The sequence below is a fragment of the Labrys okinawensis genome, from assembly GCF_002982075.1.
Taxonomy (GTDB): domain Bacteria; phylum Pseudomonadota; class Alphaproteobacteria; order Rhizobiales; family Labraceae; genus Labrys; species Labrys okinawensis_A.
Window position 1 is genome coordinate 454,197 of record NZ_PUEJ01000001.1, and the last position, 15,350, is coordinate 469,546.

The window sequence follows — 15,350 nt, forward strand, 5'->3', positions numbered from 1 at the left end:
CGGTCAAACTTGAACGCGTTTGGCTCTGGCGAACGGGGGGGACGCGCCTTGGACGAGAGCAGGCCACTCAGCTTCCGCGAAGATGTTCGCAGCCTCCTGTTCAGGCTGCTCCTGTCGGTCGTCAGCGAACGCGAGCCCTCCCTGGCCGCTGTCCTCGCGGGCACCGAGCCGCTGGACACGCTCGACACGAAGCAGCGTATCTGCGCGCTGCAGGCGACGGGAATCTGGTTCCAGCTGGTCGCCATCGCCAACGAATTGCTGGCCATGCGGGCCCGGCGTGAGCTCGAGCAGGTCGGCGGCGCCGACGAGATCGTCGGCTCCTTTTCCAACGTGATGGGTGAGATCGCTTCGGCCGGCTATCCGGCCGAGGACGTGCAGGCAGCGCTCGACCGGTTGTGGGTGGGGCCGACGATGACGGCCCATCCGACCGAAGCCAAGCGCGTCACCGTTCTGGAGATCCATCGGCGCATTTACCGCAAGCTCACCGAGCTGGAACAGCATCGCTGGGCCCCGCGTGAGCGCGAGCAGCATGTCAACGACCTCGCAAGCGAGATCGAGCTGTTATGGATGTCCGGTGAATTGCGGCTCGAGCGCCCTTCGGTCGAGCGCGAAATTGCCTGGGGCCTCCACTTCTTCCGCGAGGTCATCTTCGAGGCGACACCCCGGATCTATGAGACAGCCCAGGAGGCCCTGGCCCGCCACTATCCCGAATATGATCTCAAGGTGCCGTCCTTCCTGCATTTTGCCTCCTGGATCGGCGGCGACCGCGACGGCAATCCCAACGTCACGGCCAAGACCACGGCCTATGCGCTCGATGCCTGCCGCCAGGCCATCATCGGCTGGTACATCCAGCAGGTCCGCCGCCTGGTGACGGTGCTCAGCGTCAGTGCCAATGTCGTCGACATTCCCGAGGAATTTGGCCAGGCCCTGGAGCGCCTTCTGCGTTCGACGGGCACGGCGTCGGCCGTCATGGCCCGCAATCCGGGCGAGCCCCTGCGCCAGTTCGCGGCGGGCATGCTGGAGCGCCTGCGCGCCATGCGCAGCGAGTCCATGGCAGAGCCCTATGTTCGCGCGGATGCCTTCAGTGCCGATCTCAGCGAGCTTGAAAGCGTTCTCGTCAAGCTCGGCGGCTCGCGGACGGCGCGGCGCCTCATTCGTCCCCTGCGCCAGCAGGTCGAGAGTTTCGGCTTCCGCACCGTTTCCCTCGACATCCGGCAGAATTCCACCGTGGTCAATCGCGTACTGGCCGAGCTGTTCGGCCAGATCGCGGGAAGCGAGGCGCCACAGCCTGAAACCGGCCAATGGAGCGCCCGCCTGCGGTCGGAGCTGCAATCGGGCAGGAGACCGGTTATTGACCGGGCGGCCTTGTCCGACGAAGCCCGGGAACTGCTCGACCTCTTCGATGTCATTCGCGAGGCGTCGTCCGATCCGAGCGCGAGCGCGATCGGCGCCTTCATCCTGTCGATGACACGATCCTGCGACGACCTGCTCGCGGTCTATCTCCTCGCGCAATATAGCGGGCTTGCCACTGTTGCCGACGGCAGCGGTACCATCAATCTGCGCGTGGTGCCGCTGTTCGAGACCATCGCGGATCTGCGGGCCGCCCCCGACATCCTCGACCAGCTGCTCGGGATTTCGATCGTGCGCCGGTCGATCCGCGAATTCGCCAACCGCCAGGAAGTCATGCTCGGCTATTCCGACTCGAACAAGGATGGCGGCTTCCTTGCTTCCAATTGGGAGTTGAGCAAGGCCCAGCGGCGCATCACCGCCCTCGGCCTCAAGCGCAAGGTCAAGATCAGCTTTTTCCATGGCCGCGGCGGCTCGGTCAGCCGCGGCGGGGCGCCCACAGGCCGAGCCATCGCGGCCCAGCCGGCCGGCACCATCGACGGAGTGATGCGGGTCACCGAGCAGGGTGAGGTGGTGTCCTCGAAATTCGCCAACCGCGGCACCGGCCTCTACCAGCTCGAAATCCTCGCCGCCAGCGTGTTCGCGCATTCGGTCAAGTCGCGCAATGAGAGCCAGCTTAAGGACAATCCCGAATTCAACGAGGCGCTGGAAGCCCTGACCGGCATGTCGCAGGCCACCTATTCCGGCCTGATCCGCGAGCCGGGCTTCATCGACTATTTCAACCAGGCGAGCCCGGTGGAGGAATTGTCGCTGCTCAAGATCGGCTCCCGGCCGGCCCGGCGCTTCGGCGCCCGCGACATCTCGGATCTGCGCGCCATCCCCTGGGTCTTCGCCTGGAGCCAGAACCGGCACCTGATCACCAACTGGTATGGCATCGGCAGCGCACTCAACTCTTTTGTCGGGGTGCGCGGCGATGCCGGGCTCGACCTCCTGCGCCAGATGTTCGAACGCTCCCGCTTCTTCCGGCTGATCGTCGACGAGGTCGACAAGGGCCTCTACCAGACGGACATGGAGATCGGGCGCCTCTATGCCGGGCTGGTACAGGACGCCGAGGTGGGGGATCGCATCTATCGCAAGATCGCTGCCGAATATGAGCTCACGCGCAAGATGATCGGGGAGGTCAATGGCGGGCTGATGCTGTCGGAGCGGTTTCCCTCCTTCAAGCGCCATTTCGACCAGACCCGGCCGCAGATGGATGCGATCCACCGCCTGCAGGTCCAGCTCTTGCGCGAAGTCCGCACCCAGAACGGCAAGTCCGCCAGCCCGAAGCGCGCGGTCAATGCCCTGCTTCTTTCGATCAACTGCATCTCGGCCGGGCTCGGTTGGACCGGCTGACGACGGCCATATCAGCGCCTGCGGGCGCCACAAGGGAGGAATTCATGGACAGCCCCATCACATCCGGCAGCACGGATACCGGCCATTTCTTTCACGATAGCCTGGCCAAAGCCGATCCGGCGGTCAGCGGCGCCATCGGCCGCGAGCTTCACCGCCAGCGCGAGGAGATCGAGCTGATCGCCTCGGAGAACATTGTCTCCAGGGCCGTGCTGGAGGCGCAGGGTTCCGTCCTTACCAACAAATATGCCGAGGGCTATCCCGGGCGGCGCTATTATGGCGGCTGCCAGCATGTCGACGAGGTCGAGGAACTTGCCCGCGGGCGGGCGCGACAGTTGTTCAACTGCTCCTTCGCCAATGTGCAGCCCAATTCCGGCAGCCAGGCCAATCAGGCGGTGTTCATGGCCCTGATGCAGCCGGGCGACACTTTCCTCGGCCTCAATCTGGCCGCCGGCGGGCACCTCACCCATGGGGCGCCGGTCAACCAGTCCGGCAAGTGGTTCAACGTGGTTTCCTATGGCGTCGACCCGCAGACGCATCGCATCGACCTCGATCAGGTGCGCGACCTTGCCAGGGCGCACCAGCCCAAGGTGATCCTGGCCGGTGGTTCGGCCTATCCGCGGATCATCGATTTCAAGGCTTTCCGCGAGATCGCCGACGAGATCGGGGCCAAACTGTTCGTCGACATGGCGCATTTCGCGGGCCTGGTCGCCGGCGGCGTTCACCCCAACCCGCTCGACCATGCCCATGTCGTGACCACGACGACCCATAAGACCCTGCGCGGCCCGCGCGGCGGCATGGTGCTGTCGAATGACGAGGAAATCGGCAAGAAGATCAATTCAGCGGTCTTCCCCGGGCTGCAGGGAGGTCCGCTGATGCATGTCATCGCTGCCAAGGCCGTGGCCTTCGGCGAGGCGCTGACGCCTGCGTTCAAGACCTATGCCGCCAATGTCGTCGAGAATGCCAAAGCCCTGGCGGAAGGCCTGTCCAGCGGTGGGGTCGACATCGTGTCGGGCGGTACCGACACCCATCTGATGTTGGTGGACCTGCGCCGCAAGAACCTCACCGGCAAAGCGGTCGAAGCCGCGCTCGGCCGCGCTCACATCACTTGCAACAAGAACGGCATTCCCTTCGATCCCCAGGGGCCGATGATCACCTCCGGCGTACGCCTGGGCACGCCGGCCTGCACGACGCGCGGCTTCATGGTCGAGGAATTCAAGGAGGTCGCCCGCCTCACATTGGCGGTGATCGACGGTCTCGCCACCAATGGCGAAGCGAGCAATGCCGCTGTGGAAGCCAGCGTGCGCGAGGCGGTGCACGGTCTGCTCGCCCGCTTCCCGATCTATGACTGAGCGATAACGTAACGAAAGGCCATGGCGAGTATCAGCGCCATGGCCTTGTCCCGCCGTCTCCGGCTTGGGTTTCTAGCTACGTATCCTCGACCGTGCCTGTGGGCTTCTCATGGCTGCAGCGCGATGTCGTCGGCCTTGGTGACGCGGGCGAGCAGCGGGAAAATGCGCTGGAAGGCGAAGGCGTGCATGTCGGCGGCGCGGCTCGTGCAGGCGTCCTCCACCAGCACGACGGCATAGCCGTGCTCGTGCGCAGCGCGGGCGGTCGACTCGACGCCGATATTGGTGGCGATGCCGCCGATCACCACGGTGGTAATGCCGCGCCTCCTCAGCTGCAGATCGAGCTCGGTACCGTAGAAAGAGCCCCATTGATGTTTGGTGATCCTGAGATCGGAGGGCTCGGCAAGACCCTCGGCCAGATCGGCCCAGCCTTCGGGAAAGCCGCCGGGCGGCATTCTCATGGGCTGGTCGACGGGCGCCTTGAGGGCATCGCCGCGATCGGCGGAAAAGGCGACATTGACGAGAATGACGGGCGCTCCGGCTGCGCGAAAGCGCTGGGCGAGTAGGCGTCCCCGGGCGAGCACGTCCGGGCCGGAATAGGGCTCGGCCGGTGTCGAGACAATTCCTTTCTGCAGATCGATCAGAATGAGGGCCGTGGTGCTGGCAGGCAAAGCAAGCATGGAATCGTCCTTTCGCCGAATTCCCGAGGCTCGCACTGGGTTGCGCGGTGACGGGAAGGCCGCTATCTATTTGAGGAATTACTCAAGCAAAGCATCTATTTGAGGATTGACTCAAATTTGTCAAGCCAGAAACGCAGAACCCTGGCGCCACAGCGTGAGGTCGGCCGCCAACGCGTGGCTGAACTCCTGGAGGCGGCGGCGGAGGTGATCCAGGAGCGTGGCTTCGAGGCGACCACGATGGCGGAGATCGCCCTGCGCGCCGATGCCCGCATCGGTTCGCTCTATCGTTTCTTCCCCAGCAAGGACGCGGTGGCGGACGCCCTGATGGATCGCTATGCGACGGTGCTTGCTGCAGCCTATGACGCTGTGCGCGACCAGGCAGGAAGCGCCACGCCGGAGCAACTGGCGGACATTCTGATCGAGCTCTTGGTGCAACTCCATCCCCAGGCACGCGCTGTCACAGCCTTGCTGGATTCCAGGACGGATTGGACGCAGATCCGCCTGCGCTTTCGCGCCCAGGCGCTCGCCGGCGTACGCGCCGCGCTGAAGGCCAACGCGCCCGGTTTGGCAGAGGCCGAGGCCGACGACATTGCTGCGGTGGTGCTCAACAATATGAAGACCATGGTCGGCATGATGCGCAAGGACGCGCCGACCACGCCGGGCGCGCCCGACCAGCTCAGATTGATGAACCGTCTCTATTTGGGGGCCAAGCTGACGCCGGCTCGGCCCTGACGATCAACAATCAAGACGAGGCAATGAACGGCAGATCTCTCCCGTGACACAAACGCGTCATGCCCATGAAATCTTAAGCGTCTAGCCTGATTTTGCTTGTCAACGCGACGGAACGCGCCGCAAGTACGATCCGGTTTGAGGATGCCGCGTCCATGCGTTCGAGAGTCTTGCCCGTTCTGGCTTTTCTTGGCTTTGCCGCCGGCCTGTCGGTGCTTGGCTCGCCCTCCTATGCCCAGCAGCGCTCCGACTATTCGGTGCTGAACTTCTCCTCGCAGCCAGGCGCCGGTCCTGACTGGATCGTGACCCTGGGCGCAGGGGTTCAGTACGGACCGACCTATGAAGGCGCGTCGAAGACCAGCGTGACCGTACTGCCCTCCGATTTCGACATCAGGCGGGCGGGGGAGGCACCCGGATGGGGCGCGCCTGATGACGCGTTCTCGTTTTCGGTGTTCGAGGGCCACGGCTTTGCCATCGGGCCTGCCGCCGATTTTCGTGGCGGCCGCTCGCGCTCGGATGAACGGGACCTTGCCGGGGTGCATACGGTCCCCGCGACGCTGGATGCGGGCCTCTTCATAGAATATTGGCTGATCGAGAACCAGCTGCGGGCCCGGACGGAAATACGCCAGGCCCTGCGGGCCGGGCAGGGGCTGGTCGCCGATTTCTCGGCCGATTGGGTGCAGCCCTATGACGCCTTCACCTTTTCCATCGGCCCGCGCCTGTCGGTCGGCAACGGGACCTATATGCGCTCTTCCTTCGGCGTGACGGAGCGCGATGCCGTGCGCAATGGGCTGGTGGTGCCCTACGACCCGTCGGCCGGGGTCAAGGCCTATGGCGCCCTGGCTTCGGTTTCCTATCAGTTCTCGCCGGCCTGGAAGGCGACGCTCTACGACAAATACGAGCGCCTGACGGGCGATGCGGCGGACAGCCCGGTCACCAAGCGTTTCGGTTCGCTCAATCAGAACACGGTCGGCCTCAGCCTGAGCTATTCCTTCGGCTTGAAGTTCCGTTAAGGCGCGATCCATGGAAGAGCTGCGCAGGAAGCCCGCCGGCGCGGCAGGCGGATAGGGGAAGCCCTCGACGCAAAGATCCGTATCACCCAGAGAGGGTGATCACTCGCCGGCGCGGGATTGGATCATCGGACTTCCGCCAGTTTGAGACGGGCTTCGAGGGCTGCGTGTGCTTCCTTCCGCTCGCTATAGCGGTTGGTGAGGTAATCGGAGGCATCGCGCGTCAGCAAAGTGAACTTGACCAGTTCTTCCATTACATCGACGACGCGCTCGTAATAAGGCGAGGGCTTCATGCGGCCATCGGGCGTGAACTCCTCATAAGCCTTGGCGACCGAGGACTGGTTGGGGATGGTGATCATCCGCATCCAGCGGCCGAGCACGCGCATCTGGTTGACAGCATTGAAGGATTGCGAGCCGCCAGAGACCTGCATGACGGCGAGCGTCTTGCCCTGGGTCGGGCGTACCGCTCCGATCGACAAGGGAATCCAATCGATCTGCGCCTTCATGATACCGGTCATGGCGCCGTGGCGCTCAGGGCTGCACCAGACCTGCCCCTCCGACCATTCCGACAATTCCCGCAATTCGCGAACCTTGGGATGATCTGCCGGCTCCGTGTCCGGCAGCGGCAAGCCATGGGGATCGAAGATCCGGGTCTCTGCGCCGAAATGCTTGAGCAGCCGTTCCGCTTCCAAGGTCAGCAGCCTGCTGTAGGAGCGGTCCCGCAGCGAGCCATAGAGCATCAGGATGCGTGGCGGATGTGTCGACGCCTTCGGTCGCAGACGATCGAGCGAAGGGGTCTCGACGCAATCAGCGGTGATGTTCGGTAGGTCATTGATCATCAACGGGGTCCTTGTGCGGCTGCCGCTGTGGAACCGCGTTCGTACCAAGCCTTGGACCGGTTCACGATCCAGACGACGGACAGCATGACCGGCACTTCGATCAGCACACCGACGACGGTTGCCAGGGCTGCACCGGAGTCGAAGCCGAACAGGCTGATGGCGGCGGCAACGGCGAGCTCGAAGAAGTTGGAGGCGCCGATCAGGGCCGAGGGGCCGGCGACGCAATGCTGCTCGCCTGCGATGCGATTGAGCAGATAGGCGAGCCCCGCATTGAAATAGACCTGGATCAGGATCGGCACGGCAAGCAGGGCGATCACCAGCGGTTGGGCGATGATCTGCTCGCCCTGGAAACCGAACAGCAAGACCAGCGTGGCGAGGAGCGCCAGCAGGGAGACGGGACCGATGCGCGCGAGAAAGCGCTCGAGCGCTGCCTGCCCTCCGGCCGCCAGCAGACAACGGCGGAGCCATTGCGCCACGATCACGGGAATGACGATGTAGAGCCCGACCGACAGGACGAGCGTGCCCCATGGCACGATGATCGCCGACAGGCCGAGCAGCAGGCCGACGATCGGCGCGAAGGCGACGACCATGATGGCATCGTTGAGCGCCACCTGGCTCAGGGTGAAATGCGGCTCGCCCTTGGTCAGGTTCGACCAGACGAACACCATGGCGGTGCAGGGCGCGGCCGCGAGAATGATCAGTCCGGCAATATAGCTGTCGATCTGGGCTGCCGGCAGGTAGGGCCGGAACAGCCAGCCGATGAACAGCCAGCCGAGCAGCGCCATCGAGAAAGGCTTGATGGCCCAGTTGATGAAAAGGGTGACGCCGATCCCGCGCCAATGCTGGCCGACTTCGCCCAGGACGGCGAAGTCGATCTTCAGAAGCATCGGGACGACCATCAGCCAGATCAGCCCGGCGACCGGCAGATTGACCTTGGCGATCTCGGCGGCGCCGATGGTTTGGAAAGCGGCCGGCATCAAATGGCCGAGCGCGATGCCGGCGAGGATGCAAAGGCCGACCCAGAGCGTCAGGTAGCGTTCGAATGTGGACATCTCAGAAGCTGATTTCGCGGGTCATCAGGACCGCGCTGGCGGGACAAAGGGATGAGGCCTGGCGCGTCGCCAGGATCGAGGCCGGGGCTTCGGTCCGCTCCACCGGCTTGAAACCGGCGCGGGAGAAGAAGTCGGGGGCCGATGTCGTCAGGAGCCAGGCGCGCTTTGCACCCGCCTCGCGGGCCCGGAACAGGAGCAGGGGCAGGATGTTGCGGCCGATCCTCTTTCCCCTGACCTCCGGCAAGACCACGACCGAACGTATAAGGACGTGCTCGCCCTGCAGCTCATAGCCGCCAAATCCGACCGGCCGTCCGCCGAGCGTTTCATAGGCGAAGAAGGTACGGCCGGGCTCGGCGAGATCGTCGGCCGGCAGATTTGCCGCTTGGAGGTTTGCCACCAGGGCCGGATCGGCCGGGGCTACCGGAGCGTCTTTCAGGAAAGGCACGCCCTCTTCCTTCTTGATCTCCGGCGGGGTTGTCATTGGAGGGAGGAGGTCGAGCACGACGTCGGACGGCCGGCAGAGTTTCACGCCAAGTGGGCTCACGACGATCGGGCGGTTGATCAGGATGGGATGGGCGATCATCGCATCCAGGAGCTGATCGTCCGTCAGATCTGGCCCATCCAATCCGAGTTCCGCATAGGGCGTGCCCTTCTGGCGGATGAGGTCCCGCACGTCGAAGCCCATTCGCGCGACGAGCTGCGCCAGCAGGGCGCGCGAAGGAGGCGTTTTCAGATATTCGATGACATGGGGCTCGATTCCCCATTGCCGGATCAAGGCCAGCGTGTTGCGCGAGGTGCCGCAATCCGGGTTGTGATAGACGACGATGTCCATGCTCGCCGTCACGCTGCGCTGTCGCGGGGCGAAGTTACCCCTTCGGATTGGCCGATCTCGATGAGCTGTGCGCGTAGCGAGGCCTTGTCCAGGCCGGCGACCGGCAGCGCAATGAAGGCGTTGATGCGGTTCTTCAGAAAACGCAGCGCCGTGACGAAAGCGGTTTCCTTCTCGATGTCGCTGCCTTCGGTGCGGGCCGGATCCTCGATGCCCCAATGGGCCGACATCGGGTGTCCGGGCCAGACCGGGCAGGTCTCGCCATGAGCGTCGTCGCAGACGGTGAAGATGAAATCCATCTGGGGGGCGTCCAGCCCGGCGAACTCGTCCCAGCTCTTCGAGCGCAGGCCGTCGATCGGATAGCCCGCCCGTTCCAGGCAATGCAGCGCGAAAGGATTGACGCTGCCTCTGGGCTTGCTTCCCGCCGAGAAGGCATTGAATCGACCTGCACCGTCCTTGCGGAGGATGCTTTCAGCCAGAATCGATCGTGCCGAATTGCCGGTGCACAGAAACAGCACATTGTAGACACGCGGGTCAGGCATGGGAGACATCCCTTCGGGGAGCACAGCAGGCGGAGAGCGAGGCAACGGCGGGATTGCAGACTTCCGGATGGCCCTGGCAGCAGTCGCGCATCAGGAACTCGATCAGGCCGGAGAGCGCCGGATAGGCCGCGCTGTAGAGGATCGAGCGCCCCTCGCGGCGTGACTCCACCAGGCCGGCCTGTTCGAGGTGGCCGAGGTGAAACGACATGCGCGAGGAGGAAGCGCCATCCATGGCCTCGCCGATCGCGCCGGCCGCCATGCCGTCCGGGCCAGCCGTCACCAGGAGCTTGACGATCCTCAGCCGGGTTTCCTGGGAGAGGGCGGCGAAGGCATCGAGGGCTTGCTTTTCGTCCATTCTTATCTCAACATCTCAAGACTCATTGAAATGATGGATACATCAAGATGACCGCTTCTGCCAGCCCATTGACGATCGAATTTGACGGCGATGCCTCGCTCGACGGTTTTCTCGCTGCGTTGAAGCCGCATGCCGGCAAGGCGCTGGTGCTGCATTATGGCGGGCGGACGATACGGCCCGGCTATCATGTCACCGAGGTCAAGGCGGGGGCATTCGCCACCCTGGACTGTGGAGGCAACCCGGATGCCTGGCGAGAAACCATCCTGCAGGTGGAGGACATCGAGGCGACCGGCGAGGGGGATTTCATGTCCGTCGCCAAATTCGAACGAATCCTGCAACGGGTCGCGGAAAGGGTGGATCTCCAAGCCGATGCCCGGCTCACCTTCGAGGTGGGCCAGCCCGGCGAACCCATGCGGATATTCGATGTCGGCGCGCTTGAAATCGCCGGCAGCGAGCGGATCGTCCTCAAACTCGAAGCGCGACCGGCCATTTGCAAGCCGCGCCATCGGCACGAGCGACGGGCCCGGGCAGCGGCATGCTGCAATTCGAATGCCACCGGCGCAGGGTGCTGCTAGGCCGAGGCACACCCTGCTTCGCATATCTCAGAAGGAATTGACGATCCGGCCGGCCCGAATGTCCCAGATCACGGTGCGCGCGTGGTCTTGCATGGCGCATTTGATCGCGGAGATCTGCATCACCACGGGCGGATCGCCGGCGCTTGAGCATCGTCCCGGGCGCCGGCGGCAGATCGGCCGCGCCTCCTTCCGAGGCCCGCTCAGGCCGCGCTTTCGAGTTGCTTGTCTACGGACGTATAATTTATGGCCGCCGGCGGATGCCGCTCGGCGATATAGTCGCGTGTCGTCGGCAGGGTCCGGTTGGATTTGGCAAGCTGGATCTGGAACACCACGAGGTCCTCGCAGCGGAAGGCGACCTCGGCGGCGGCAAGGTAATATTCCCACATCCGGCAGAAGCGCGCGTCGTAGAGCGCCTCTGCCTCGTCCCAGCGCGCCAGAAAGCGCTCGCGCCAGGCTTTCAGGGTCTCGGCGTAATGCAGGCGCAGCACCTCGACGTCGGTGACGATCAGACCGGCGCGTTCGATGGCCGGCAGGATCTCCGAAAGCGAGGGAATATAGCCGCCGGGGAAGATGTATTTGTCGAGCCAGGGCGTGGTGAAGCCGGGTTCGGCCGAACAACCGATGGTGTGGAGCAGCATCACGCCGTCATCGGCGAGCAGCCGGGCTGCGGTCCTGAAGAAGGTCTCGTAGTGGGCAAGGCCGACATGCTCGAACATGCCGACGGAGACGATGCGGTCGAAACGGCCCTGGACGCTGCGATAATCGACCAGATCGAAATGCACGCGCCCTTCGGCGGTGCCCTTGGGGCGTTTCCTGGCGAAGGCGAGCTGTTCTTCCGACAGGGTGACGCCCCGCACCTCGCGCGCTCCCGCCTCGGCGATCGAGCAGGCCAGGCCACCCCAGCCCGAGCCGATGTCGAGCACCTTGTGCTGCGGCCCGATCCGCAGCTTGGCGATGATGTGCTGCTTCTTGGCGGCCTGCGCGTCTTCCAGGCTCTGGCCGGGATATTCGAAATAGGCGCAGGAGTATTGCCGGTCGGCATCCAGGAACAGATTGTAGAGGCGCCCGTCGAGATCATAGTGATGGGCGACGTTGCGCTTGGAACGGCCCGGCAGGTTGCGCAGCCGGAACCGGCGCAGGGCGGCGCGGGCCCGGTCGATGAGGCGCGCGGGCAGGGGATGGGTCTGGTTCTGCCCCTCGCGCAGGATGAGATGGATGAAATCGTAGATCGAGCCTTGTTCGACCAGGAAACGCTCGTCCATGTAGAGTTCGCCGAGACGCATATCGGGATCGGTCAACAGGGCGATGACGCCGGCCCGGTCGGTCAGGCGGACGGTGACCGGCTCACCGCTGCCGTCACCGAAGGCGAGCCTGGCTCCCGCCGGCGTCACCACCGTCAGATTGCCGCGGCTGACGATCCTGGCAAAGGCCCAGCGCAGGATGCGGTCCAGAATGAAATCCATTTCGGTGTTCTCCTCTCAGGCAGGCGCTAGGAGCGCGGCCCGACCGTCTTGGAGACGGTGATCTCGTATTTTTTCAGCCGGTGCCAAAGGCTGCGTTCGTTGATGCCGAGCAGTTCGGCCGCACGCACCTGCACGCCGTCGGCCCGTTTCAGAGCTTCGAGAATGAGGCCGCGCTCGAAGGCGGCCGAGGCCTCGTCGAGTTGAATGGGAAAATCCTGCGCCGCGCCGTTGCCGGGCTTTTCGGCGATGTAGGGTGGCAGGTCGGCGGCCGAGATCACCGGGCCCCGCGCCGAGATCAGCGAGCGCTCCACGCAATTCTGCAATTCGCGGATATTGCCGGGCCAGCGATAGGCGGCCAGCACCCGTACGGCATCGGGGCTGAAGCGGATGTCGCGCTTGCCGAGCGTGGGCGCGAGGTCGTCGGCGAAGAGTTCGAGAAACAGCGGAATGTCCTCGGCCCGCTCGCGCAGGGGCGGCAGGGCGATCGGGAACACGGCGAGACGGTAATAGAGATCCTCGCGGAACTTGTTCTCGGCCACCATGGCGGTGAGGTCGCGATTGGTCGCCGCGATGATGCGCACGTCGGCCGTGCGCGAACCGGTGGCGCCCACCGGCTCATATTGGCGTTCCTGTAGCACGCGCAGGATCTTGGCCTGCAGGTTCAGCGGCATGTCGCCGACCTCGTCGAGGAAGAGCGTGCCGCCCTCGGCCTGGGCGAAACGGCCGATGCGGTTGCTGACGGCACCGGTGAAGCTGCCCTTCACGTGGCCGAAGAATTCGCTTTCCAACAGCGCCTCGGGGATGGCGGCGCAATTGACCGCGACGAAGGGCTTGCGCTGGCGCGGGCTGTTGAAATGGATGGCGCGTGCCACCACCTCCTTGCCCGAGCCGCTTTCGCCGGTGAGCAGCACGGTGGTGCGCTGCTCGCACACTTCGCTGACCGCGCGCAGCACCTTCTGGAAGGCGGGAGACTTGCCCACCAGCGTGTCGAACTTGTAGCGCCCCGCCAGTTCCTGGCGCAGGCGCTCATTGTCGCGCAGGGCCTCGTGCAGGCGCAGGGCGTTGGCGAGCGTCGTCGCCAGTTCCTCCTGCTCGATCGGCTTGTCGATATAGTCGAAGGCCCCATCCTTGATGGCCTGGACGGCATCGCGCACGCTCGAATAGGCCGTCATGATCACCACGGGCATCGAGGGATGGCGGCGGCGGATCTCCGCCAGCAATTCCTGGCCGCTCATGCCGGGCATGCGCAAATCGGTGAGTACGAGGTCGACGGGTTCCTGCTCGAGCCGCTCGAGTGCGGCGGCACCGCTGCTGGCGGTAAGCGGGCGGTAGCCCAGCCCCTCCAGCACGCCGCTCAGCACGTCGAGCAGCTTGACCTCGTCGTCAACGAGCAGGATCGTTTGGGACATCGCCTGCCCTCCGTTGGGATGCGGGTATCACGAGTTCGAAAATGGCGCCGCCATGCGCGGCGTTGCGGGCCTCGATCCAGCCGCCATGGCCTTCGGCCACCGCGAAGACACGTGCGAGGCCAAGCCCGGTGCCGCTGTCCTTGGTGGTGACGAAAGGATCGAAGATGCGATCGATCAGGGTTGGCGGGATGCCCGGCCCATTGTCGGCAAAGAGGAAATGCACCTCGTCTCCTTCGCTGGTGATGCGGATGTCGAGGCGCGGGCGAACGGCCTGCCCGGGCGCTGCGGCGGGTTCGTGCACGCTCTCCATGGCCTGCAGGGCGTTGAGCACCAGGTTGAGGCAGGCCTGGATCATCTGGTCGCGATCGACATGGATGCGGGCTCCGCCGCTTTCGTCCTCGACATTGACGAGCACCCGCTGGTGTTCGATCTCGCTCTGGCAACTGCCGAGAACCCGGTCGACCAGATCGATGGGAGCCAGGTCCGTCATGCGTTGCGGCGGCCGGGCAAAGGCCAGGAAGTCGCGGATGAGCTGGTCGATCCGGCGGACTTCGTCGATAACATAGCCCAGGCGCCGCGTTTCCACCTCCGACAGATTGGCGCTGTTCTGCAGGAGTTCGGCGGAGGTCTTGATGATGCCGAGCGGATTGCGCACCTCGTGTGCGAGCCCGGCCGCGACCTCCCCGAGCGTGGTCATGCGCTCGCGCCGTCTGAGCTTGGCCTCCATCTTGCGCAGGCCCTCCAATTGCTGGGCCATCGAGTTGAAGGCGACGGACAACTGGCCGAGCTCGTCATGCCTGCGGGTCGGCACGCGCTGGGTGAAATCCCCCTTGGCGATGGCGTTGACGCCTTCCGCAAGGCGGATGACGGGACTGGTGAGCAGGCGCGACATGATCAGCCCGGCGCCGAGCGACAGCAGCATGCCGAAGGCGAAGATGGCGATGAACAGGTTTTTGCTCGTCACCCAATCGGCGATGCCCGATTCCGAACTGAGGCCGCAAAACAGCACGCCGATGAGATTGTTGCCGTCGCGGATCGGCGCATAGATGCCGATGGACGTATCCTCGCCGTCGATGTCGGCGGATGTATACTCGTCGGCGGCATTGCCGGCGATTTCGGCCAGCGTCGCCGGCGGCAAGGCCACGGACGCCTGCCCGCTGGAGGCGTAGACCTGCGTGAACTGGCCATTGACCTTGTAGTAGAGGCGGACGGTCAGCGACGACAAGGCCCCCATATTGGCGACGAAGCTCTGGTCGACCAGCGTGCCGATCAGCACGTGGTAGCGCTGTCCCTGATAGTCGAAAGTGCTGGAACCCGCCGCCATCAGGGTTGGCGTGCCGTCGATCACGTCGAGATAGAGCTTCTGGCCCTCGCCGAAGGGCACGCTGGTGATGTTCGTGGCCGGCTTGGAGGAGAAGACGATCCTGCCCTCATTGTCGGAGATCAGCAGGAGGTCGTAGCCGAGGGCATTGATCATATGCGACACGGCCGGCGGCATCTCGCGCGACTGTCCGGTGACGAGGGCGGTCAGGCTGCCGTTCTCGGCGAGCACGTCGGCGATGCTGGCGGTTTCCCGGCGCTGGTCGAGGATATTGGCCACGAAGAAGTGCGAGGTCTGGAACAGCCAGGCCTCGACATTGTCCTCGAAGGTGGTGGAGACCACCTGGGTGGCGAATTTGGTCGCGATCAGCATCGGAATGACGCTGATGATCACGAACACGCCGACGAGCTTCCAGCGGATCGACCGGCTCCACCATTGATAGAGAACGGTGAGCATCG

Annotated in this window: 14 protein-coding genes; 5 read left to right on the forward strand and 9 right to left on the reverse strand. The window is 64.5% G+C overall.

Features of this window, described 5'->3' with window-relative positions; all coding sequences use genetic code 11:
• Positions 1 to 48: 48 nt before the first annotated feature.
• On the forward strand, positions 49 to 2,742 hold the full coding sequence (locus C5L14_RS02110) for a phosphoenolpyruvate carboxylase (RefSeq protein WP_105860363.1): 2,694 nt from the start codon (positions 49 to 51) through the stop codon (positions 2,740 to 2,742).
• Positions 2,743 to 2,786: 44 nt separating this feature from the next.
• Positions 2,787 to 4,091, forward strand: a complete 1,305-nt coding sequence (gene glyA, locus C5L14_RS02115) for a serine hydroxymethyltransferase (protein WP_105860364.1) — start codon at positions 2,787 to 2,789, stop codon at positions 4,089 to 4,091.
• Positions 4,092 to 4,198: 107 nt separating this feature from the next.
• On the opposite strand, the gene C5L14_RS02120 is transcribed toward glyA, so the two are convergent.
• A complete protein-coding gene (locus tag C5L14_RS02120; protein WP_105860365.1) occupies positions 4,199 to 4,768 on the reverse strand; it encodes a hydrolase in 570 nt (189 codons plus the stop codon).
• 174 nt (positions 4,769 to 4,942) lie between these two features.
• Between C5L14_RS02120 and C5L14_RS02125 the strand changes: the two genes are divergently transcribed.
• Both C5L14_RS02125 and C5L14_RS02130 read left to right on the forward strand, forming a co-directional pair.
• Entirely contained in the window at positions 4,943 to 5,500 is a 558-nt protein-coding gene (locus C5L14_RS02125; RefSeq protein ID WP_210203193.1) for a TetR/AcrR family transcriptional regulator, read from the forward strand.
• A 152-nt stretch (positions 5,501 to 5,652) separates the two neighbouring features.
• Positions 5,653 to 6,510 (forward strand): MipA/OmpV family protein, encoded by an 858-nt coding sequence (locus C5L14_RS02130; RefSeq protein WP_105860366.1) that lies wholly within the window; start codon positions 5,653 to 5,655, stop codon positions 6,508 to 6,510.
• Positions 6,511 to 6,632: 122 nt separating this feature from the next.
• On the opposite strand, the gene arsH is transcribed toward C5L14_RS02130, so the two are convergent.
• The 5 genes from arsH to C5L14_RS02155 are packed head-to-tail and all read right to left on the reverse strand — an operon-like array spanning position 6,633 to position 10,124.
• A complete protein-coding gene (arsH, locus tag C5L14_RS02135) occupies positions 6,633 to 7,346 on the reverse strand; it encodes an arsenical resistance protein ArsH (protein ID WP_105860367.1) in 714 nt (237 codons plus the stop codon).
• Positions 7,346 to 8,398, reverse strand: coding sequence for an ACR3 family arsenite efflux transporter (arsB, locus tag C5L14_RS02140; RefSeq protein WP_105860368.1), 1,053 nt, complete (start codon positions 8,396 to 8,398; stop codon positions 7,346 to 7,348). Before arsB ends, arsH begins: the two co-directional genes overlap by 1 nt.
• A gap of 1 nt (position 8,399) precedes the next feature.
• Positions 8,400 to 9,230 (reverse strand): arsenic resistance N-acetyltransferase ArsN2, encoded by an 831-nt coding sequence (gene arsN2 / locus C5L14_RS30935; RefSeq protein WP_105860369.1) that lies wholly within the window; start codon positions 9,228 to 9,230, stop codon positions 8,400 to 8,402.
• 8 nt (positions 9,231 to 9,238) lie between these two features.
• Positions 9,239 to 9,769, reverse strand: coding sequence for an arsenate reductase ArsC (locus C5L14_RS02150; protein ID WP_105860370.1), 531 nt, complete (start codon positions 9,767 to 9,769; stop codon positions 9,239 to 9,241).
• On the reverse strand, positions 9,762 to 10,124 hold the full coding sequence (locus C5L14_RS02155; protein WP_105860371.1) for an ArsR/SmtB family transcription factor: 363 nt from the start codon (positions 10,122 to 10,124) through the stop codon (positions 9,762 to 9,764). The genes C5L14_RS02150 and C5L14_RS02155 overlap by 8 nt, the downstream gene beginning before the upstream one ends.
• A gap of 47 nt (positions 10,125 to 10,171) precedes the next feature.
• Here C5L14_RS02155 and C5L14_RS02160 point away from each other — a divergent pair, with 47 nt between their 5' ends.
• Complete coding sequence (locus tag C5L14_RS02160; RefSeq protein ID WP_105860372.1) at positions 10,172 to 10,699, forward strand: DUF6428 family protein; 528 nt, start codon at positions 10,172 to 10,174, stop codon at positions 10,697 to 10,699.
• A 200-nt stretch (positions 10,700 to 10,899) separates the two neighbouring features.
• On the opposite strand, the gene C5L14_RS02165 is transcribed toward C5L14_RS02160, so the two are convergent.
• From C5L14_RS02165 to C5L14_RS02175, 3 genes are read right to left on the reverse strand one after another with little or no spacing between them, the layout of a single operon-like run.
• Positions 10,900 to 12,162 (reverse strand): SAM-dependent methyltransferase, encoded by a 1,263-nt coding sequence (locus C5L14_RS02165; protein WP_105860373.1) that lies wholly within the window; start codon positions 12,160 to 12,162, stop codon positions 10,900 to 10,902.
• Between the two features lie 26 nt (positions 12,163 to 12,188).
• A complete protein-coding gene (locus C5L14_RS02170) occupies positions 12,189 to 13,571 on the reverse strand; it encodes a sigma-54-dependent transcriptional regulator (protein ID WP_105860374.1) in 1,383 nt (460 codons plus the stop codon).
• Positions 13,546 to 15,348, reverse strand: a complete 1,803-nt coding sequence (locus tag C5L14_RS02175) for a sensor histidine kinase (RefSeq protein WP_105860375.1) — start codon at positions 15,346 to 15,348, stop codon at positions 13,546 to 13,548. Before C5L14_RS02175 ends, C5L14_RS02170 begins: the two co-directional genes overlap by 26 nt.
• Between the last annotated feature and the right edge of the window lie 2 nt (positions 15,349 to 15,350).

Excerpts from the sequence above, each read along its gene's own strand:
- glyA (WP_105860364.1), top strand. The coding sequence starts at position 2,787 with ATGGACAGCCCCATCACATCCGGCAGCACGGATACCGGCCATTTCTTT.
- C5L14_RS02120 (WP_105860365.1), bottom strand. The coding sequence starts at position 4,768 with ATGCTTGCTTTGCCTGCCAGCACCACGGCCCTCATTCTGATCGATCTG.
- C5L14_RS02130 (WP_105860366.1), top strand. The coding sequence starts at position 5,653 with ATGCGTTCGAGAGTCTTGCCCGTTCTGGCTTTTCTTGGCTTTGCCGCC.
- arsH (WP_105860367.1), bottom strand. The coding sequence starts at position 7,346 with ATGATCAATGACCTACCGAACATCACCGCTGATTGCGTCGAGACCCCT.
- arsB (WP_105860368.1), bottom strand. The coding sequence starts at position 8,398 with ATGTCCACATTCGAACGCTACCTGACGCTCTGGGTCGGCCTTTGCATC.
- arsN2 (WP_105860369.1), bottom strand. The coding sequence starts at position 9,230 with ATGGACATCGTCGTCTATCACAACCCGGATTGCGGCACCTCGCGCAAC.
- C5L14_RS02150 (WP_105860370.1), bottom strand. The coding sequence starts at position 9,769 with ATGCCTGACCCGCGTGTCTACAATGTGCTGTTTCTGTGCACCGGCAAT.
- C5L14_RS02155 (WP_105860371.1), bottom strand. The coding sequence starts at position 10,124 with ATGGACGAAAAGCAAGCCCTCGATGCCTTCGCCGCCCTCTCCCAGGAA.
- C5L14_RS02160 (WP_105860372.1), top strand. The coding sequence starts at position 10,172 with ATGACCGCTTCTGCCAGCCCATTGACGATCGAATTTGACGGCGATGCC.
- C5L14_RS02165 (WP_105860373.1), bottom strand. The coding sequence starts at position 12,162 with ATGGATTTCATTCTGGACCGCATCCTGCGCTGGGCCTTTGCCAGGATC.
- C5L14_RS02170 (WP_105860374.1), bottom strand. The coding sequence starts at position 13,571 with ATGTCCCAAACGATCCTGCTCGTTGACGACGAGGTCAAGCTGCTCGAC.
- C5L14_RS02175 (WP_105860375.1), bottom strand. The coding sequence starts at position 15,348 with ATGCTCACCGTTCTCTATCAATGGTGGAGCCGGTCGATCCGCTGGAAG.